Origin of the sequence: Enterococcus raffinosus (assembly GCF_019175485.1) — a bacterium.
Taxonomy (GTDB): Bacteria; Bacillota; Bacilli; order Lactobacillales; family Enterococcaceae; genus Enterococcus_A; species Enterococcus_A raffinosus.
The window spans coordinates 1,858,861-1,878,805 of record NZ_CP072888.1 but is presented as its reverse complement, the minus strand read 5'-3'; the positions used below and the strand labels follow the sequence as shown (position 1 = coordinate 1,878,805).

The 19,945-nt window shown below is 37.4% G+C and carries 18 protein-coding genes; 10 read left to right on the top strand and 8 right to left on the bottom strand.

The window, feature by feature from the left end; translation table 11 throughout:
• Positions 1 to 134 precede the first annotated feature (134 nt).
• The 3 genes from J9537_RS09180 to J9537_RS09170 all read left to right on the top strand — a co-directional run bounded on the left by J9537_RS09180 (position 135) and on the right by J9537_RS09170 (position 2,716).
• Positions 135 to 1,325, top strand: coding sequence for an aminotransferase-like domain-containing protein (locus J9537_RS09180; RefSeq protein WP_218255854.1), 1,191 nt, complete (start codon positions 135 to 137; stop codon positions 1,323 to 1,325).
• 130 nt (positions 1,326 to 1,455) lie between these two features.
• Positions 1,456 to 2,205 (top strand): GNAT family N-acetyltransferase, encoded by a 750-nt coding sequence (locus tag J9537_RS09175; protein ID WP_218255853.1) that lies wholly within the window; start codon positions 1,456 to 1,458, stop codon positions 2,203 to 2,205.
• 10 nt (positions 2,206 to 2,215) lie between these two features.
• The gene (locus J9537_RS09170) at positions 2,216 to 2,716 is read left to right on the top strand and encodes a DUF1697 domain-containing protein (RefSeq protein WP_218255851.1); all 501 of its coding nucleotides are present in this window, start codon (positions 2,216 to 2,218) and stop codon (positions 2,714 to 2,716) included.
• Between the two features lie 14 nt (positions 2,717 to 2,730).
• Here the strand turns inward: J9537_RS09170 and J9537_RS09165 are convergent, their stop codons facing one another.
• Positions 2,731 to 3,705, bottom strand: coding sequence for a serine hydrolase domain-containing protein (locus tag J9537_RS09165; RefSeq protein WP_218255849.1), 975 nt, complete (start codon positions 3,703 to 3,705; stop codon positions 2,731 to 2,733).
• 744 nt (positions 3,706 to 4,449) lie between these two features.
• Here J9537_RS09165 and abc-f point away from each other — a divergent pair.
• The gene (abc-f, locus tag J9537_RS09160; protein ID WP_218255847.1) at positions 4,450 to 5,943 is read left to right on the top strand and encodes a ribosomal protection-like ABC-F family protein; all 1,494 of its coding nucleotides are present in this window, start codon (positions 4,450 to 4,452) and stop codon (positions 5,941 to 5,943) included.
• Positions 5,944 to 5,984: 41 nt separating this feature from the next.
• On the opposite strand, the gene J9537_RS09155 is transcribed toward abc-f, so the two are convergent.
• The 4 genes from J9537_RS09155 to J9537_RS09140 all read right to left on the bottom strand — a co-directional run bounded on the left by J9537_RS09155 (position 5,985) and on the right by J9537_RS09140 (position 8,854).
• A complete protein-coding gene (locus J9537_RS09155) occupies positions 5,985 to 6,431 on the bottom strand; it encodes a hypothetical protein (RefSeq protein WP_218255845.1) in 447 nt (148 codons plus the stop codon).
• 263 nt (positions 6,432 to 6,694) lie between these two features.
• Positions 6,695 to 7,615: a LacI family DNA-binding transcriptional regulator gene (locus J9537_RS09150; protein ID WP_218255843.1), complete on the bottom strand. Its 921-nt coding sequence runs from the start codon at positions 7,613 to 7,615 to the stop codon at positions 6,695 to 6,697.
• 23 nt (positions 7,616 to 7,638) lie between these two features.
• The gene (locus tag J9537_RS09145; protein WP_218255841.1) at positions 7,639 to 7,911 is read right to left on the bottom strand and encodes a hypothetical protein; all 273 of its coding nucleotides are present in this window, start codon (positions 7,909 to 7,911) and stop codon (positions 7,639 to 7,641) included.
• Positions 7,912 to 7,990: 79 nt separating this feature from the next.
• Complete coding sequence (locus J9537_RS09140) at positions 7,991 to 8,854, bottom strand: SPL family radical SAM protein (protein WP_218255840.1); 864 nt, start codon at positions 8,852 to 8,854, stop codon at positions 7,991 to 7,993.
• Positions 8,855 to 8,960: 106 nt separating this feature from the next.
• On the opposite strand from J9537_RS09140, the gene J9537_RS09135 reads away from it, so the two are divergent.
• The 4 genes from J9537_RS09135 (at position 8,961) to budA (ending at position 13,029) form a co-directional block, all read left to right on the top strand.
• A complete protein-coding gene (locus tag J9537_RS09135; protein WP_245001315.1) occupies positions 8,961 to 9,785 on the top strand; it encodes a MerR family transcriptional regulator in 825 nt (274 codons plus the stop codon).
• A 181-nt stretch (positions 9,786 to 9,966) separates the two neighbouring features.
• Positions 9,967 to 10,431 (top strand): tRNA (N6-threonylcarbamoyladenosine(37)-N6)-methyltransferase TrmO, encoded by a 465-nt coding sequence (tsaA, locus tag J9537_RS09130; RefSeq protein ID WP_218255836.1) that lies wholly within the window; start codon positions 9,967 to 9,969, stop codon positions 10,429 to 10,431.
• A 141-nt stretch (positions 10,432 to 10,572) separates the two neighbouring features.
• Positions 10,573 to 12,225, top strand: a complete 1,653-nt coding sequence (gene alsS / locus J9537_RS09125) for an acetolactate synthase AlsS (RefSeq protein ID WP_010746151.1) — start codon at positions 10,573 to 10,575, stop codon at positions 12,223 to 12,225.
• Positions 12,226 to 12,315: 90 nt separating this feature from the next.
• Positions 12,316 to 13,029, top strand: coding sequence for an acetolactate decarboxylase (budA, locus tag J9537_RS09120; protein WP_218255835.1), 714 nt, complete (start codon positions 12,316 to 12,318; stop codon positions 13,027 to 13,029).
• A gap of 146 nt (positions 13,030 to 13,175) precedes the next feature.
• Here budA and J9537_RS09115 read toward each other — a convergent pair whose 3' ends face one another.
• The gene (locus J9537_RS09115) at positions 13,176 to 14,585 is read right to left on the bottom strand and encodes a peptidoglycan DD-metalloendopeptidase family protein (RefSeq protein WP_218255833.1); all 1,410 of its coding nucleotides are present in this window, start codon (positions 14,583 to 14,585) and stop codon (positions 13,176 to 13,178) included.
• 324 nt (positions 14,586 to 14,909) lie between these two features.
• Between J9537_RS09115 and J9537_RS09110 the strand changes: the two genes are divergently transcribed.
• Complete coding sequence (locus J9537_RS09110; RefSeq protein WP_218255831.1) at positions 14,910 to 15,386, top strand: GAF domain-containing protein; 477 nt, start codon at positions 14,910 to 14,912, stop codon at positions 15,384 to 15,386.
• A gap of 117 nt (positions 15,387 to 15,503) precedes the next feature.
• Positions 15,504 to 15,731: a hypothetical protein gene (locus J9537_RS09105; protein WP_010746156.1), complete on the top strand. Its 228-nt coding sequence runs from the start codon at positions 15,504 to 15,506 to the stop codon at positions 15,729 to 15,731.
• A 229-nt stretch (positions 15,732 to 15,960) separates the two neighbouring features.
• Here the strand turns inward: J9537_RS09105 and icd are convergent, their stop codons facing one another.
• Together icd and acnA are read right to left on the bottom strand one after the other, a co-directional pair.
• The gene (gene icd, locus J9537_RS09100; RefSeq protein ID WP_218255829.1) at positions 15,961 to 17,196 is read right to left on the bottom strand and encodes an NADP-dependent isocitrate dehydrogenase; all 1,236 of its coding nucleotides are present in this window, start codon (positions 17,194 to 17,196) and stop codon (positions 15,961 to 15,963) included.
• A complete protein-coding gene (gene acnA / locus J9537_RS09095; protein ID WP_218255827.1) occupies positions 17,196 to 19,844 on the bottom strand; it encodes an aconitate hydratase AcnA in 2,649 nt (882 codons plus the stop codon). Before acnA ends, icd begins: the two co-directional genes overlap by 1 nt.
• Positions 19,845 to 19,945 lie beyond the last annotated feature (101 nt).

The following is a 19,945-nucleotide window of genomic DNA, read 5'->3' as shown; positions in this document are numbered from 1 at the left end:
AAGGTTGCGTATTGCACATGTATTGAATGCTTATAAAGCATGCTCTTTCTGTTTTAAGCGCATAAATAATTGTATTATTGACTACTGAATCAGAAAAGATTAGTATAGAATGATAAAAAATTAAAGGATGATGAATGTTGGAGTATGCCAATCGAATGAAAAATCTTACTGCTTCAGAAATTCGTGAATTATTGAAAGTCGCTGATCGGCCAGAAGTACTCTCGTTTGCTGGCGGACTACCAGCGGCTGAACTTTTTCCAATTAAGGAAATGGCCGCGGCCGGGGCAAGTGTCTTGAAAAACAATGGGGAAAAAGCCTTGCAATACTCTACGACTGAAGGCTTTCTACCGCTTAGAGAATGGGTAGCAAAACGTGAAAATAAACGAATCGGAACTGAATTAACTGCCGATAATATTTTGATCACCCATGGCTCTCAACAAGCATTGGATTTAGTGGGCAAATTATTGATCAATAAGGATGATGTTGTCTTATGCGAAAGTCCCACCTATTTAGCAGCGTTGAATGTTTTTAAAACTTTTGAAGGACGAATGATAGAGGTTCAGACAGATCAGGATGGGATGATCGTAAGCGACTTGGAACGAATTCTTGCTACTACAGCCAATGTGAAATTGATCTATGTGATTCCGACTTTTCAGAATCCGTCAGGGAAAACCTGGTCCTTTGAACGGAAAAAGCAAATTCTAGCAGTGGCTGATCGCTATGATATAGCTGTTATTGAAGATGCTCCCTATGAAGAATTACGTTATTCCGGTGAGTTTACCCTCCCAATGTTCAGCATTTCAGAGAATGCTAATGTCATCAGAACCGGCAGTTTTTCTAAAGTTTTATGTCCGGGTCTTCGGATTGGGTGGATCTGTGCAGATACCAAAGTGATTGAGAAATTAGTCCTGATTAAACAAAATACTGACTTACAATGCAATACGTTAACTCAAATGCAGATCGCAGAGTTTGTTCGAACGAATGATTTGGATGCACATATCGCTCACTTGATTCACACGTATAGAATACGAAGGGATGCGGCAATTTCAGCAGTTGAAAACTACTTTCCCAAAACTATTCGATATACGCATCCTGAGGGCGGCTTATTCATATGGGTGGAATTACCAGAAAAAATCAACGCAACAGACCTATTACAAAAAGGTTTGAAACGTCATGTGGCGTTTGTAAGCGGGGAATCGTTCTATGCAGAACAGCCTAAATACAATACGATGCGCCTGAATTTCTCGTGTATGGATGAAGAAAAAATTAATGCAGGATTTAAAATTTTAGGAGAATTAATCATGGAAGAACTAAAAAATGAATAAGGACATAATTGAATCAGTCAGAGAGAGTCCCTTAGTTGGAGGACTCTCTTTTTTACTGGTGATAAAAAAATAAATTGGTGAAAGTCAACTTAATGCTATACTTAAAATAGTAAAATGAAGGAGGGATTTGATGGTTGATTATGTGACACTTACTGAAGAAAATATTGCAAAGGAACATTTATGCTGCGCAATCTCAGGCAAAAAGCATAAAGCAGGTGTCGATACAAAAAGAGCCTGGCTCAGTGAGCGTTTGTCGGAAGGACATGTGTTCCGCAAATTGGATGCTAATGGGAAAGTATTCATTGAATATGCACCTCTGGAAACCGCTTGGGTACCGGTAGTCGGAGAAAACTATTTGTATATTTATTGTCTATGGGTTTCTGGCAGTTTTAAAAGACAAGGTCACGGGAAAAACCTGCTGCAGTCTTGCATTGACGATGCTAAGTGTCAAAATAAATCTGGTGTTTGTGTGATCAGTTCCCCAAAAAAGACGCCTTTTTTGACAGATAAAAAATTTGTTGAAAGGCACGGGTTTAAAGTAGTTGATCAAATTGAGGGCGGTTACGAACTTTTAGCATTATCTCTTGATGGAACAGTGCCTGCTTTTTCCGAGACGGCTAGGCAACAGACTATTGATGATCAGGCATTGACGATTTTTTATGGTCAACAATGTCCCTTCATTCCTAATGGTTTAAAAGAGGTGCAGGAATACTGTGAGGAAGAAAAGGTTCCATTGACTCTGATTCCAGTAGACAGCTATGAAAAAGCAAAAAATCTGCCGGGAATATTCAATAATTGGGCAGTGTATTATCAAGGGAAATTTTTAACGATTCATATGTTGAACAAAAATGTATTAAAAAAATTATTGGCCGGAATGTGAGTGTAAGAAGTTGAAAAAGTATATTGCCTTTTTACGGGGAGTCAATGTCAGCGGTAAAAATAAAATTGTGATGCCTTTATTGAAAAAAGCCTTTGAGGCAATCGGATTTTCAGCAGTTACAACGTATATTAATAGCGGGAATGTGCTGTTTTCTAGTGAAAGTGAAGATAGAGAAAAATTGATCCAACAATGTGAAGCAATAATTACTGATCAATTTGATTTAACCATACCAGTAACTGTTGTGGCTGTTGAAGAACTAGCTGATACCATAATGAATGCACCAGATTGGTGGAATCAGGAGAAGGAAACGGTTCATTACGCTATTTTTGTGATTCCTCCAATGACGGTGTCAGAAGTTTTCTCAGCAGTTGGTGAAATAAATCCTGATTATGAAAAAATCGCATATCATGGGGAGGTGATTTTCTGGTCGGCACCTCGTCAAACATTCAATAAGGCGCGCTGGTCAAAAATCGCCAGTTCCTCGGTCAATAAAAAATCAAGCAGCCGCTAAACTGCTTGATTTTTTTAGATAAGCGGTAAAATTTCTTGCTGGATAAAATCGATTCGATCAAAAACGTTTTCTTTGAAAAAAGCGGTGATTGCAACAACAAGTTTTTGTTCGTGATCGATGTAAATAATATTGCCACCATCTCCCATCGCCGCAATAATTGGTTTTGAGGGATCAACAATCCACCATAAATAGCCATAATCAAGATCTTCTTGATCCCAATGACTGTGCTTTTTCTGCATAGCTTCTAACCAGCTTTTTGGAACAATCTGTTGATCGTTCCAAATGCCGTTGTTTAAGATTAATTCTCCAAGCTTTATCATATCTCGCGTTGAAAAGGTTAATCCCCAGCCACCTGCATTCAACCCGGTATCATCTGCCACCCATCCATTTGAGGTGGTCGATTGATTAAATGCCATTTGATCTTTAGCGGATTTTAAATGGATGGTTTTCTCGATATCAATCTCTAATGGTTCGAATAGCTTTTCGCGAGCAAATTCTAAAGTACTTTGATTCGTTGAACGAGCAAGGATCGCAGACAGCAGATCAGGTCCAATCAGCGGTGTGTAGTTAAACTCTCCAATTGGTTGGTGTCCGCCTATTTTTTTTAACGTGAATTTCACCCAATCTTTACTCATAAAATATCTGATATAAGTCAGCGGCCAAGACTTATATTTGTAAGGCGTGGTCATCGTAAGTAAATTCTTTAGTGTAATATTTTTGAGCGCTGGATCTTTCGGTTGATATTCAGGGAAATAATCCATTAGCGGACGATTTAAATGATCGATAGAGCCATCATCGTGAGCGATTCCCAATAATAATGATAAAACACTTTTTGCAATTGAATACACATGGATCTTACTGGCTTCATCGCAGCCGTTAAAATACTGTTCATAAATCCTCTGATTATTTTTTTGCACAATAATCCCTGTAATGTTTTCGTGAGTTGTCTCGATTTTCTGTTGAATCAGCTTAAATTCTTTATCGTTCATCGTGTTCCTCCATTTCCGAAGGCGCCTTCTATACTTAGAGTAAGCGGATTAAAAATCATAATCAAGCGTTATTTTAAAAAATTACTTTATATTTTCATCTCAAACCAACTTGAAGGGCATGTATGGAATTTTTATACTTAGTTTTCTATATTCTAAATTAATTTTTTTAATTTGATTATAATTATTTTACTCAAAAACGGAGCTGGAAACTTACGTATCCTTAGAAGATCAAGCTTGTTTAGAAATCTGGTTGCCGATAAAGAAAATGAAATATATGATTAATTATTTACTCCTGCATAACCGAATTGAGGAGATTTTGACGATAAAACGTTTTCGTGATATTGTAAAGTTAGAAGAAGGAAAGTGAGGGATCCCGTATGTTTTATTCATCAATGAAGTAGGAAGCTGCATTTAGACTGTACCTCTGGAGACTAAGGGAGCAGTGTGCAGATTTTCGAAAAATTGGTGAATGGTCATCGGGGTTCTTTTTTATGCAAAAAAAGGCTTATTTGTTGTAGGCCTGATTGTCTAAAATAACACTGTGACCCAGTTTTTCGGAAATAACTGGGTCTTTTTACGCGTTCTGCTTTTCGCAGTTTATTGGAAAAGCATTATCATGCAGGTGGCTTTTGCAAGATATTGAAGGGCACAGTCTAGCAGAATCGTATGAGTATGAAGATAGAACGCGTTCATTTACGATGAGCTAGCTGTGAGCTTCATTGAAGCTAATATGAGGTGTTTATTATGACAAACATAAAAATTGATCACTTAACCTTTGGCTATGACCAACTTGGATCATTGCTTTTTGATGAGACTACAATGACTATTTCTGCTGATTGGAAGCTTGGTTTAGTGGGGAGAAACGGGCGTGGGAAAACAACGTTATTACAGCTATTAAGAGGAGAACTTCCTTATCAAGGAAAAATTACGCATCAGTTACAGATGATCTATTTTCCTAAAAAAATTGAAGATCCTACACAGATAACATATTTTGCTATATCGGAGGAAGAGTTAGAGCTTTGGAAAATAGAGCGGGAGTTAACAATGTTGGATTGTGACTTGAATGTGCTGTGGCGTCCATTTTTCACATTGTCTGGTGGCGAGCAAACAAAAGTTCTTCTGGCACTCTTATTTGTTGATGAAAATCCTTTTCCTTTGATTGATGAACCAACGAACCATTTGGATATAAAAGGAAGAGAGCAGGTTGCGAAGTACCTTAAAAAAAAGCAGCAAGGATACATCGTAGTCAGTCATGATCGAACATTTTTAGATCAAACAGTCGATCATATTTTAGCGATCGAAAAAAATCAATTGATTCTTTATCAAGGAAATTTTTCGACCTATGAAGAGCAAAAAGCACAGCGCGATGCCTATGAGCAAATTCAGAATATCAAACTAAAAAAAGAAATAAATCGATTGCATAAGACAGCTAAGGAAAAAGCAGAGTGGTCCTTTACAAGAGAGAAAGATAAAACAAATAAACCTAAGGGATTTATCGATACTGAATATCGAAGAGTTAGTCCAGGCGCGATTGGTGCTGATGCAGCTCGTATGATGAAGCGGTCAAAAGCAATTGTTCAACGAGTGGAAGGGAAAATCAGTGAGAAAGAAAAGTTACTAAAAAATATCGAGTCTATTGATTCCTTAAAAATTTCATACGAAGAAAATTATCATCGACGAATATTCAATGTAGAAAATTTAGTATTGAGATATTCTGACAAACCATTATTTAAACCAATTAGTTTTGAACTATTACGAGGAGAATGTCTAGCGATCATAGGGAGAAATGGAAGCGGAAAAACGTCGTTAATTCAAGCACTACTGGGAGAGTTTTCAGGCGAAGTTGGTGGTGTGATCCACCGAGCAAATGGATTGAAGGTTAGTCGAATAAGACAAAATTATGAAAGCAATGAAGGGACACTAGCAGAGTTTGCGGAAAAAGAGAATTTGGAGTACTCACAATTTTTAAACAATCTAAGAAAACTTGGCATGGAGCGACGAGTATTCAATAATAAAATCCAAGATATGAGTATGGGGCAACGTAAAAAAGTTGAATTAGCAAAATCGTTGTCGCAAGCGGCCAATCTCTATGTTTGGGATGAACTTTTAAATTATCTCGATGTCTTCAATCAAAAGCAAATTTTAGATTTATTGCTTCGCGCAAAGCCTACGATGATTCTGATTGAACATGACGAATATTTTGTGAAAAAGGTTAATGACAAGATGGTGATACTGTAATAAAAGGACCAATTGAGTGGAAAATTCAATTGGTCCTTTAACTATAAAGTTTTACTTAAACGATTGTAAGCGACAATCCCGAAAAGATATTGGATGATTAGTAAGAGCCCCAACCCAATACAAGCGTACTTAGAAAATGGAGAAAAGTAGTCTAAGATACTAAGAATGGAAAATAGAAATACTAGAAGGAGCTGTAGCAGTAACGTAGCTGTATAAGCTATACGTCCGCTTCTGTCTCTCAACATAATTTTCCGTTCGTCAGTCAGATCGATTGCTTCTTTCTTCAGACGCTTCTCATATTCTGCTTGATGTTTAGAGCTTGACCAATAAAAGTACTTACCAATCATAATTGCCCCCGGACAAATGCCTGCACCTGCAAAACCCCATAATAAAGATTCTAATTTAAAAGTTGTCGTTAAAGCAATCGTTAAACATACGAATCCAAATAACATGTATAGAATCCCTGTGTAAAGCATTGATTTTTTCATGATTCCTCCTCCTTTAGCAAAATGGAAAGATACCTATACCAAGAGTAGAATAAATAGGAGACAATGAATAGATTGTAGTTCAATGAGTAAAATATGGAAAGTTTCCTTTCCTTATCCTTATGATAAGTATAAGTTCATTTTACACGTATGTAAAGTGAACTTTCCATTCAGGAAATTTAACAATCATCAAATTATTGGGAAAAATATATGATGAAGTTAGATCGAATAAAAAAACAACCAACATAGTCAGCTGGTTGTCGTTTTTATCTTTTTATAAAATGGTGAGGGATACAAATCTTTTCATGTTTGTTATGGTAGAAAGCCTCAAATGCCCTCTTACCGCATTCTGCTAAGTGATGATCGATGGTTGCAAAACCCATCACTTCACTAATCAAAAGATTTTCTCGTCCAATCACTAACGGTTTTTCACTTTTGTATTGTTGTAAAATTGTGGCAGCGATGCTATCCCCAAAAGTTAAAATGCCATCGACTTTTTGTTTTTTGAAGAAACTAGCTGCTTGGACACCATCTGTAGCAACAATACAATCCCAAAAAATATTCGCCTCATCAAAATCAGGATAGACCTCTTTTGCTTTTTGAATAGAAAATTCTGAGTTGTGACTAATATTTTTACTTCGTCCCAGTGTCATACCAGGATTTTTGATTCCTTTTTCTTTCATATAGCCAAATGCTTCTTTAATCGAATTTTTTAAGTTGATATACACACAGCTTACATCAGCATTAGGAATTTCCTCGCAAAAAATAATTGGTCCGTATTGCAAGTAATCAAGAAAGACTTTGATCGAGTTCGCCTTTGTTGTGACGATTAGTCCATCAAATGCGCGCTTTGAAAATTCAGCTAAATAGCGCTTTTCCAATTCTTGATCATAGTTCGTAGGTAACAAACTAATTTGATACCCGTGGTCAAAAGCCGCCTGCATGATACCACTGAGCATCTGATCATAATAATCATGATTGATAAATGGTAAAATCACACCAATATTTTTGGTTCGTCCATAACTAAGATTTTGCGCAGAACGATTAGGAACGTAATTTAAGTCAGACATGACTTGCAGAACTTTTGCTCGCTTTTCGTCATCAACATATGGATGGTTATTAATAACTCTTGAAATTGTGGAGACTGAGTAGCCGGTGATTTTTGCGATGTCACGGATATTTGCCATGGAATCCCCTCTTTAAAATAAAACTAAGCAGCTAAATGCTCCTTTAGATATTCGATAACTGCTGGTCCAAATTGATAAAATGTGTACCGTCGATCTTCATAAAAGAAACTAACGATGGGACAACCTAAAAACTCATTAATAAATAAATGTTTGATTTCACGCAATTTAAGGTTTTGTATAATTGGTCGTTTAAACCCTCGACTTTGAACAAGCCTCAAATGATCTTCAGAAAAATGCAGGGAAACTTGAAAATGCTCTTGTGTATTCTCGTGTTGAACTTTCACATACGTATTCATAAAAATTCCTCCTTTTTTTCTTTACAAAGGAAGTATAATTTATGAAACGAGTTTCATAGCAAGCATTTTATTCCTTTTTTTAGAATAAGGAGAGCTGCTTGCGTTTATCTTCAAACGAATGTAAATAATCAAACACTTCATTACTTCTCCAAAGGATACCATGTTCTTGACAAGTTTCGCCAAAAATCTTCATTAATAGCTCATTATTGGGACTATTGCAGACGTAATTATCACCAAAAGCATATGTATATTTTTGTCTCATTCCTGGGAAATGCTTATCCAATTGCTGATAAAAATATTCACGGTTTCCGACACGCATAGTTACACCAAAACCGAAACAAAGGATTCCCTTTACACCAGCTTGAATACAATAATCTAAAATCCCACGTAAATTCTCTTCCGTGTCATTTATGAAAGGAAGGATCGGTGATAACCAAACAACAGTTGGAACTCCAACCTCCTTAAACTTTAATAATGCTTCAAAGCGTTCTTTAGTAGTTGAAACGTGAGGTTCGAGAATTTTACACAAGTTCTCATCATAGGTGGTCAAAGTCATTTCCACAACGGCTTTTGTCTTCTGATTGATGGATGTTAGTAGTTCTAAATCACGAAGAATCTGTGAAGACTTCGTTTGGATTGCGACACCAAACTCATACTTATCAATCAACTTCAATGCTCCTTGTGTTAGTTGCAGACGCGACTCTATTTGGATATAGGGGTCAGTCATAGCGCCAGTACCAATCATACAAGGTTTACGACGTCGCTGTAATTCTTGTTCAAAGATTTCTAGGGCATTGGACTTCACTTCAATATCCTCGAAGATATGGTTGATTTGATAACAGTCACTGCGACTATCACAGTAGATGCAGCCGTGAGTGCATCCTCGAAAAAGGTTCAAACCATTTTTTGCAGATAGAATTGTTTTGTACTCTTTATAATGCATGGGACACCACTTTCTTAAAACACTAAAAAGAACGAACGTTCGCTTATATTATCCCATAAAAATCTACTGTAAACAATCAAAAGTATCAGTATAATATTAGATGGAGGTGCTTTTATTGCTGAAAATTGGGGAATTCTCTCAACTTGGACAAGTATCAATTCGAACATTGCGTCATTACGATGAAATTGATCTGCTTCACCCACAACTAATTGATGAAGAATCTGGTTATCGCTATTATTCAGTAAAGCAATTAGAAATTTTGGCACAAATTGTTTTATTGAAGGACTTAAAGTTTTCTTTAAAAGAAATTAAAAGTTTAATCCAAGAAGATAAAAAGATTTTTACTGCAGCATTATTAAAAAAAGATCGTGAGATTGAAAAAGAAATTCAGCGAGATCGATTTCGCCAACAACAAATCTATCAAATGATCCAGCGAATGGAGCAGAAGGAAAAATATCAAGTAACAATAAGAAAACTTCCTGTTACCAGAGTCATTAGTCTTAGAAAAAAAATCAAAAGTTTTTATCATGAGGGATTGTTATGGGAGGAATTCATGGACTTGCTAAAAAAACAGGCAATTTTTGTTCCTTCTGATCCTGAAAAAAGTTTAACTATTTTTCACGATGGGGAATATCTAGAAGAGGACGTAGACATTGAGGTGGCGATTATTTCTGATGAAGAGGGATGCAATCCATTGGAAGTAAGAGAGCTTTCTGAATATAATCAAGCTGCTATTATGTTCGTTAAGGGAAATTACCATCAACTTCCAGAAGCTTATCGATCCTTTGCCGAATGGCTAGACAAACATCCAGAATTTGAAATGATAAAAACAACTCGACAAATTTGTCATATTGGGCCAGAACATACTGATAATCCAGAAGAATATCTAACCGAACTACAAATTCCATTGATCCCCTTGACTCTCACGTAACGTGAGGATTTATCTTCTAATTAGAGGTCGCAACTCAAAAAATTAGGAGATGTAGGTTTGATTAAATGCTATTTAGATAGAATAAAAAATAATAGATAATTCTTACTTATTACTAAACTGTTCGTTATCATTTTTTATTGTTCTAAATAAAGAGGCCTACTAATCCGAGTGGGGAGATATTATGGAAATTAGAGAAATTGGAAAAGTAAAACAGATGGATACAGGAGTCTATCTAGAAGTGTTACCTGAATATCAAGAGGGTCTTATAGGATTAGATGATTTCAGTCATCTTTATGTTTTGTACTGGTTTCACCATTTAGATATTCCGGAACTTAGAGGAGTGACTGTAAGCAAGCCTTATACAAATGGGCCAGATGAACTGGGAACATTTGCGACGCGAGGCCCCGTAAGACCCAATCCAATCGCATTATCTGCCGCAAAAATTATGAATATTCAGGGAAATAAAGTGTATTTGGAATACCTTGATGCAGAGGATGACAGTCCTATTCTGGATATTAAGCCCTATACAGCAAGTTCAGATATTTTAGAGACCTTCACAGGTCCAGAGTGGTGTAAGCATTGGCCGCAAAGTTTTGAAAGCTCAGGAGATTTTGATTGGGAAGCAGAATTCAATTTTACAGATTAAAGGAAGAAGTCTCAGAAATGAGGCTTCTTTTTTTGAATTTTGATAAAACAATTCGAGAGAGTGTTTCATCGTTGATAAATAAATCAAATGGTGCTATATTGTCAAATGTAAGTGATACAGATTTTAAGGAGATGTAATACAGTGAGTAGTAAAGGATCAGAAATTATTGTTAAAAGTTTAGAAAATCATAACGTACCGTTTATCTTTGGAATCCCTGGTGCCAAGATTGATGGTGTGTTTGATACATTAGAGGATCACGGACCAAAATTAATTTTGGCACGTCACGAACAAAACGCTGCTTTCATGGCTCAGGCTATTGGACGATTAACTGGAGAACCAGGAGTAGTGATTGCTACAAGCGGCCCCGGCGCAAGTAATCTAGCGACCGGTTTAGTTACAGCAACAGCGGAAGGGGATCCGGTATTAGCTTTAGCTGGACAAGTAAAACGCTCAGACCTTTCTAAGTTAACTCATCAAAGTATGGATAACGCCGCGCTGTTCGCGCCAATTACAAAATATAGTTCAGAAATACAGGATCCAGAAACATTATCTGAAAACATCGCAAATGCTTATCGCATTGCCAAGACTGCCAAAAAAGGTGCAAGCTTCTTATCCATCCCTCAAGATGTCACGGATGGAGAGGTTAACGGAGATGCGATTAATCCGCTATCAGCGCCGATATTGGGATCAGCTTCTGATGAAGATATTGTTGATTTAGTAAAACGTATCAGTGATGCGAAACTACCGACACTACTCGTCGGAATGCGTGCTTCTGGTAAAAAAGAAACAGCGGCTATCCGAAAATTAGTAGAAAAAACAGGTTTGCCTGTGGTTGAGACTTTCCAAGGTGCCGGGATTATTTCTAGGGAATTAGAGAACCGTTTCTTTGGTCGCGTGGGATTATTCCGTAATCAACCGGGAGATATGTTGCTGAAGCGCAGTGATCTTGTTTTAGCGATTGGTTACGATCCAATTGAGTATGAAGCAAGAAACTGGAATGCAGAAAAGGATGCGCGTATTGTGGTCATCGATGAAGTGCCTATGGAGATTGATCAATACATGCAACCAGAAGCAGAGCTAATTGGTAGCATCGCAAAAACAATTGAAAAACTAAGCGAAACAATTGAATCGTATCAGTTGTCTGCTGATGCTGAACATTATTTATCTACGCTGCAAGAAAAATTAACCAATGGCAATAGCAAAATTAAAACTGTTGAAGGTCGAGTACATCCACTAGAAGTGATTGAGACCTTACAAAAGAATGTAACAGATGATATGACTGTTACTGTGGATGTGGGTAGTCATTATATTTGGATGGCTCGCCATTTTCGCAGCTACGAACCGCGTCACTTACTATTTAGTAATGGGATGCAGACGTTAGGTGTTGCTCTTCCATGGGCGATATCTTCTGCACTGGTTCGACCTAATACACAAATTTTTTCAATTTCTGGAGATGGGGGTTTCTTGTTTTCGGCACAAGAATTAGAGACAGCCGTTCGTTTGAAACAAAAAATTATTCATTTGATTTGGAATGATGGCAGCTACAACATGGTGGAATTCCAAGAAGAAATGAAATATGATCGTTCTTCAGGCGTTCATTTCGGACCTGTTGATTTTGTAAAATATGCGGAAGCTTTTGGAGCAAAGGGTCTGCGTGCAACATCAAATACGGAGTTGGAAGCAGCGATCCAAGAAGGTTTAGCAACAGATGGACCTGTAGTTATTGATATCCCTATTGATTATACAGACAACAAAGAATTAGGGAAGACAATTTTACCGGATCAATTTTATTAAGATACGAATTATACAAACGGTATCGTTATCTCAATTAATTGTAAGCGATAAGCTGACTAATAGTTGTGAGAGTAATAGGAAGGGATTATTATGATAGTGAAAACAAAAAGTTATATCTACCAACATGGAACATTGGGTGGGTTAATGCAAGATTTGATGGAGGGTACAGAAAAAATTGGTACATTATCAAATTACGGAAATTTTGGTCTAGGAACGTTAGAGGGATCAAACGGAGAGGTTATCTTTCTAGATGGTATTATTTATCATGCTGATGAAACGGGAAAAATCAACCAATTATCTGGTGGAGAGTTGACGCCATATGCTGCAGTAACGAACTTTGAATCGGATGCAAATTACTCCTTATCTAATGTTACTGACGATACTGTTAAAAATTGGATATTAGACCAGATTAGTCACAATTTATTTGCAGCGGTCAAAATAGAAGGCTTGTTTAAAAACATGCATGTGCGTGTTGCGCCAAAACAGGAAAAACCTTATCCGCGTTTTGTAGACATTGCTCGGAATCAGCCTGAGTTTGAAGCAGAAGATATAACCGGTACAATTGTAGGCTTTTTTACACCCGGATTGTTTCATGGAGCAGCCGCAGCAGGCTTTCATCTTCACTTTATTAGTGATGATCGTAAATTCGGCGGTCATGTATTAGATTTCCAATTAAGTGAAGGTTCGGTCAATCTGATGGAGTTAGCAGAATTTCGTCAACATTTTCCAACAGAAAATGCAGCCTATTTAAAAAATGAAATTAAATTAGACGAGATTACGAAAGATATTGAAGAAGCCGAATAAAAATACCGCACCTGTTCAGGTGCGGTATTTTTATGGCTCTATAATTTCTAGGACTGATAGAAAATCATTCTTTCTAGCAAAATAAAAGTGTGAAACAGGAATCAGATACAGTCTGACCATTCTTGTTCCACACTTTTTAAATCATATTAAATACCTAATAGTGGGGCAGGATTAACGAAGCCTGACCATAAAGCAGTAGAAACTCCGAAGTGTAGATGGACACCAGTTGAGTTGCCTGTTGTTCCCATGCCACCTAATACTTGGCCGGCACTTACTTCAGAACCAATACCAACACTTGGCGCAGAGACCATATGCATGTAATAAGAGTAGTAACCATCTGGATGTTGAATGACCACATGATTCCCTGCAGACCAGTGGAAGCCAGCCTCAACAACTTTTCCACCTTTAGAAGCCATGATTGGTGTGCCAGCAGAACCAGCGAAGTCGATACCGTCATGCTGGGTACCAGAAGCTCCAGTAGGGTCTTGACGAGGTCCGAATGGACTAGTAACTACTAAACCAATTGATAGAGGAGAGGCCCAGCCGCTACTGTTTGTAGCGGGTTTTGACTCTGTTTCTGTTGTAACCATTGGATTCGTTGTTACTTGACTTGCGCTTGTATCTGTGACTGTTTGAGCTTGCTCTTGCTGCTGTTTCGCTTGCTGTTCTTGCTGTTGAGCTTCTAATTGAGCGATTTCCGCTTCTTGTTTTTGTTTAGCAGTCTCAGCCTCAGCAGCTTGCTTTTCCGCTTCTTCCGCTGCTTTTTGAGCTTCTTCTGCGGCTTTTTTCGCTTGTTTCTCAGCTTCGGCTTGTGCTTTAGCACGCGCTTCTTCTTCTTTCTTGCGTTGTTCTTCTAAAGCCTTCAATGCTTCTTGGCGTTTTTTTTCTGCTTCTTCTTTTTGTTTTTCATATTTTTCTTTTTGACCTTTTTCTGTTGCAATGCTTGCTTGAATCTCATTGATTTTCACTTGCTGATCCAATTTCGTTTGTACCAGTTGGTCTTGTTTTTCCTTTAATTCAGCAGTTTTCTTATTAATTACTGCTAAACGTTGCTCCGCTTCTTTTTCAAGCTTTTCAAGCTCAGCTTTATCTTTTGTTTGTTGTTCCATGATATTTTTACTAGCTGTTAAAATAGTAGAGACAGCCATGGTTTTCTTCACAGCTTCACCAACTGATTTAGAGTTGATTACGGCATCCACGATAGAAGCAGAATCATGCTTGGTTTGAACATCTCTTGCTTGATTACGAATCTGTTCTTCACGTTTTTGAATTTTTTCTTGAAGGACACCAATCTTAGCCGTTAAGTCACTCATTTTCTTTTCTTCATTGGTTTTTTCTTTCAAGACTTCGCTAACTTCTTTTTCTACAGCTGCAACTTGTTGTTCTACAGCCGCTTTTTGATCCTCAGCAGATTGCTCTGTTTGCTGCAACTCAGAGATTTTTTTATCTTGATCGGCAATCTTTTGATCATATTCATCTGCTAAGACGCTCAATGGAGTACTAGTTAATGTTAAGGCACATAAAGTTAGCGCCGTATATTTTTTCAACTTAATCAATGGATTCCCTCACTTTTTTCATCTTTCGGATTCAATTATATAAGAAGATATGAACAAAAACTTTAAAGTATTTGAATTTTTATCTAACCGTATAGTTTGTAACGAGAATGAAATATTTAAGTGGGAAAATAAGCAATAATTCACTTGACAGAATGTCAATTTGGTGAGCGAGATAAAATTTTATTTTCGAATGGCTCTTTTCAGTTAATGGAGTTATTCATTAAGTTAGGGTAGAATAAACCAAAAGTTATTAGTTTACTAAGGATTCGATATTTCGAATAAACTATTAACTAAATATATTTGTATAAAAATGGGGGTACCTTTATGACTTGGAAAAATCAGGAAGCGAAAGAGGAAGCATATAAACTGTTGCTATTACAACAAAAAGCATTATTGGAAGGTGAAACAGATTTAATAGCAAACTTAGCAAATTCATCTGCATTATTAAATCAAACGTTGCAAGACACAGTTTTTGCTGGGTACTATTTGTTCAAAAATGATGAGTTGGTCTTGGGGCCATTTCAAGGGAATGTTTCCTGTGTCCATATCGCGATGGGAAAAGGAGTTTGTGGAGAAGCAGCTGAAAAAAATCAAACATTCATTGTTGATAATGTATTAGAACACAAAAATTACATTGCCTGTGATTCTGCTGCTCGTTCGGAAATTGTTGTACCTATGAAGAAGGGGAATAGCTTAATTGGTGTATTAGACTTAGACAGTTCGGAAATTGGTATGTACGATCAAATTGACAGATTTTATTTAGAGCAATATGTCTCATTATTATTAGAAAATATTGGTTAAAATTACGAATGTTGCTTAAAAACACGCTTATTTCATAAATAACACCCTTAATGTGGCTTTTTAATCCGCTTAATGCTACTATATAAGTGTAGTATAAAACATTAATGAGGTGGTTGAATGAATAAAGAAGCGATTATTGTAGGGGAAAGCTATGAGTGCCGTAAAACTGATTTTGCTCGGCCGATCATTGGAGAAGTAATCCGTAAAGAGAGTAACGGCTGTATCGTAAATGTTGAACGATTTTACGGATTGGATGCAGATAAGATTGACCAAGTAAATGGGCAAGTGTTAATCAAATATAGTGAAGTTGCCGGAATCATTTCTAAAGAATGTTTCTTTAGTTAATAAGACCGTCCTGTGAAAAAAGCGCTCAGAATGATTTTCTGAGTGCTTTTTTGATGTGTCATAATAAAACTATTTTGGCCACATTATTTAAATAACGGCACCTTTTTTATTATAAACTATAAAAAAAGAGGATAAAAAAAGTTAAAATCTTTTTATGTAGAATGTTGCTTAGAAATAAGCACGGAAAACACCTATGATAAAAATTGATATCATAGGTGTTTTCTTTATCTTAAAGTTTTTCATAGATAAGGGAAGTTAAGTAATTTGCAAATTCAGTTGTAGACAGTTCATCGATATTCAGCATTTGAGCGAAATCATGAGTCATTTTTTGTTTCTGAAGCGCTTGTTCGATAGCTTTTACAATTTTTTGACTTGCTTCAAACCAACCAAGGTGATCAAGCATCATCGTTGCTGACAAAAGTAGAGAACAAGGATTAGCCCAGCCCTTCCCAGCAATATCTGGGGCAGTGCCGTGAGTTGCTTCAAAAATAGCGTGCCCAGTTTTATAATTGATGTTTGCACCTGGGGAAATGCCTATACCACCAACTTGAGCAGCTAAAGCATCTGAAATATAGTCACCATTTAAATTGGTAGTAGCTACTACTTGATACTTCTCGGGATAAAGCAGAATTTGTTGCAGAAAGTTATCAGCAATTACATCATCGACAATAATCTTTCCTGAAGCCTGGGCATCTGCTAATGCTTTCTCTGCTTTTTCAATTGTTGAATCTGCAGAGATATTTTTATAATGATTCATAGTGAAGGCTTGAGGATAATTTTTTTCAATAAAATCATAACCCCAATTTTTAAACCCACCTTCAGTAAATTTCATAATGTTTCCCTTATGAATTAATGTGACGCGTTTTTTTCCTTGTTCAATCGTATAGTCTAACGCAGCGGCTACCAATCGTTCACTGCCTTCTTGGGAAATCGGTTTGATTCCTAGCGCACTTGTCGCAGGGAAACGAACTTTGGTGACAGAGAACTGGTCTGTCAAAAAATTCATAAGCTTTTCAACTTCTTCGGAATCTTTAGCAAATTCAATACCCGCATACACATCTTCCGTATTTTCACGAAAAATGGTCATGTTCGTTTTCTCAGGTTCCTTCAAAGGTGATGGAACTCCTTTAAAATAGCGTACGGGTCTAACACAAGCGTAGAGATCCAACTCTTGACGCAAAGTGACATTCAATGAGCGAAAGCCTTCTCCAATTGGAGTCGTTAATGGCCCTTTTATAGCGATCTTATGCTTTTTGATAGCTTCCAGTGTTTCATCTGGAAGCCAAGTACCTTTTTCATTGAAAGCTTTTTCGCCAGCAAGAATTTCTAGCCAATCAATTTTGCGTTCATCCGAATATGCTGAGGAGACCGCTGCATCAACAACTTGTTTTGTAGCTTGCCAGATTTCTGGGCCGATTCCATCGCCTTCAATATAGGGGATGACTGGATTGAATGTGTATGTCATTAAGCTTGCTCCTTTTGCATTTTTTTGTTGATAACAAGTGGTAAAATACCCTGATTTTTCCAATAAGCAATGTCTGCTTCGGAATCGAAACGTAATTTTACTTGGAAGGCGATATCTTTTTCGCCTTTGGCAGTCACATGAATGATTTGATTGATCTCTGGTTCTGCAGGAAGGGCAAAACTGTAGCTTTCCAAACCGTTCAAACCGAGTGTTTCTGCTGATTCACCTGGAAGATATTCAAAAGGAATAACGCCCATCATGACAAGGTTACTACGATGAATTCGTTCATAACTCTCTGCCAGTACTGCTTTGACACCTAAAAGATTTGTTCCTTTAGCAGCCCAGTCGCGGGAAGAACCCATGCCGTAATCTTTACCAGCAAGAATAATTGTCCCAATACCTTCGTTTTGATAGCGCATAGCAGCATCGTAAATCGAAAGCTCCTCTCCTGTAGTAGAAAGCTTCGTAAATCCCCCTGTTGTATCAGGGACTAGTTGGTTTTGAATACGGATATTTCCAAATGTACCACGCATCATTACCTCGTGATTTCCACGTCTTGATCCAAAAGAGTTAAATTCTTTATAAGTCAATCCATGTTCTTTTAGGTATTTACCGGCAGGTGATTGAAGTCCAATGTTACCCGCTGGTGAAATGTGGTCTGTTGTTACTGTATCTCCGAATTTAGCCAATACTTGGAGATTTATCAATGAATTATTCTTATTTTCTTGATCGAGATTTGTAAAGAAAGGGGGATTAGCGATATAAGTCGACGTATCATCCCAGTCGTAACAATCACCATCTGAGGTTTCGATTTTGTTCCAACGTTCATTTGATTGATAAACATTCTTATATGCTTCTCTAAAATCTTCGGGATTTAAAAAATTATTGATATAATTATTTACCTCTTCTTGAGAAGGCCATAAGTCAGCTAAATAAATTTCTTTTCCGTTAACTTCAGCAAGTGCTTCTTTTGTTAAATCCTTTTTGATAGAGCCAGCTAAAGCATAGGCGATTACTAATGGCGGTGAGGCTAAATAGTTCGCCTTGATTAATGGATGAATACGTCCCTCAAAATTTCGATTCCCCGACAAAACAGCGGAAACAACGAGCTCACTTTCTTTTAAAGTAGTTTCAATCTCATCATCTAAAGGGCCGGAGTTACCAATACATGTCGTGCAGCCATAACCCACAATATCAAAGCCTAGTTTAGCTAAAGGATCTAGCAAGTTGCCTTTTTCTAAATACTGCGTCACAATCTTTGAACCTGGGGCCAAAGAAGTTTTGATAGTTGACGGAACTTTTAGTCCCAGTTCAACCGCTTTTTTAGCTAACAAGCCAGCAGCTACCATGACAGACGGGTTACTAGTATTTGTACAACTAGTAATAGCCGCTAAAGCTAAATCGCCAGTTTCAATAAATTGATCGGTCCCTTGAATTGTTTCTTTCCGAGTGAATTCTTCCGGTGTTAGGCCAAAGCCTTTCGGTCCACTTGGGTTTGTTAACGATGATTCAAAATTGTCAGCGACATCTGCTAACGGAATACGGTCCTGAGGTCTCTTAGGGCCAGCGACAGAAGAGTGTACTGTTGACAGATCTAACTCTATGATACGTGTATATACAGGAGTTTCACTTCCATCATAAAATAGTTGATTTTTCTTTGCATACGCTTCGACTAACTCAACTTGCTCGGAGGAACGACCTGTTAAACGAAGGTAGCTTAAGGTTTCTTCGTCAATCGGACAGAAACCGCAGGTAGCACCATATTCAGGTGCCATATTTGCAATTGTTGCTCGGTCGGAAAGACTGAGTGTTTTATAGCCAGAGCCAAAATATTCAACAAATTTACCTACTACTTTTTCATTACGCAGGAGTTCAGTTAAATAAAGTGCTAAATCTGTTGCTGTTGCTCCTGGGCTTAACATTCCAGTTAATTCTACTCCAATGACTTCAGGAGTAGGGAAATAGGAGGCCTCGCCTAGGATAGCAGCTTCCGCCTCAATCCCTCCGACACCCCAACCCAGTACTCCTAATCCATTAATCATTGTGGTATGAGAATCTGTTCCTTCGAGAGAATCGGGATAAAGTAGATTCTGATCATTTTTTAAAATTACATCGGAAAGATATTCAAGGTTAACCTGATGGATGATCCCGGTCTCTGGAGGAACCACCTCAAAGTTATCAAAGGCTTGTTGGGCCCATTTGAGAAATTGATAGCGTTCGTGGTTTCGTTCAAACTCTTTTTCGGTATTGTAGGATAAACTGTCTTTTGTACCTGCGCAGTCCACCTGTACAGAGTGGTCCACAACCAATGTTACTGGAATTTCAGGGTTGATTACTCTAGGATTTCCCCCTAGTTTAACAACAGCATCACGCATAGCAGCGAGATCCACTACTGCTGGAACACCAGTAAAGTCTTGTAAAACGACTCGTGACGGACGAAAAGGAACAACGCCTGTCGGCTCCTTTGCATTAAAAGCAATTAGATTCTCTAAATCAGCCAATTCATTGTGCCGCGCTAAGCTTTCTAGTAAGACTCTTATGCTGAATGGATAATCAGCAATCCTTTTCTGGTAAGCACTGACAATTTCTGAAAGATCGTAGTATGTATAATGTTCGTTATTCACAGTAAGCTCTTTTTTCCAATTCAATACAAAATACCTCCTAATTACGTTATCATTTAAAATCAGATGGGTTTATTATACGAATAAAAAAAAAGAAAGTAAATGAAATTATTAAAAGTATTTCATTT

Coding starts and splice junctions, on each gene's coding strand:
- J9537_RS09180 (WP_218255854.1), top strand. CDS start 135: ATGTTGGAGTATGCCAATCGAATGAAAAATCTTACTGCTTCAGAAATT.
- J9537_RS09175 (WP_218255853.1), top strand. CDS start 1,456: ATGGTTGATTATGTGACACTTACTGAAGAAAATATTGCAAAGGAACAT.
- J9537_RS09165 (WP_218255849.1), bottom strand. CDS start 3,705: ATGAACGATAAAGAATTTAAGCTGATTCAACAGAAAATCGAGACAACT.
- abc-f (WP_218255847.1), top strand. CDS start 4,450: ATGACAAACATAAAAATTGATCACTTAACCTTTGGCTATGACCAACTT.
- J9537_RS09155 (WP_218255845.1), bottom strand. CDS start 6,431: ATGAAAAAATCAATGCTTTACACAGGGATTCTATACATGTTATTTGGA.
- J9537_RS09150 (WP_218255843.1), bottom strand. CDS start 7,615: ATGGCAAATATCCGTGACATCGCAAAAATCACCGGCTACTCAGTCTCC.
- J9537_RS09145 (WP_218255841.1), bottom strand. CDS start 7,911: ATGAATACGTATGTGAAAGTTCAACACGAGAATACACAAGAGCATTTT.
- J9537_RS09140 (WP_218255840.1), bottom strand. CDS start 8,854: ATGCATTATAAAGAGTACAAAACAATTCTATCTGCAAAAAATGGTTTG.
- tsaA (WP_218255836.1), top strand. CDS start 9,967: ATGGAAATTAGAGAAATTGGAAAAGTAAAACAGATGGATACAGGAGTC.
- budA (WP_218255835.1), top strand. CDS start 12,316: ATGATAGTGAAAACAAAAAGTTATATCTACCAACATGGAACATTGGGT.
- J9537_RS09110 (WP_218255831.1), top strand. CDS start 14,910: ATGACTTGGAAAAATCAGGAAGCGAAAGAGGAAGCATATAAACTGTTG.
- J9537_RS09105 (WP_010746156.1), top strand. CDS start 15,504: ATGAATAAAGAAGCGATTATTGTAGGGGAAAGCTATGAGTGCCGTAAA.
- icd (WP_218255829.1), bottom strand. CDS start 17,196: ATGACATACACATTCAATCCAGTCATCCCCTATATTGAAGGCGATGGA.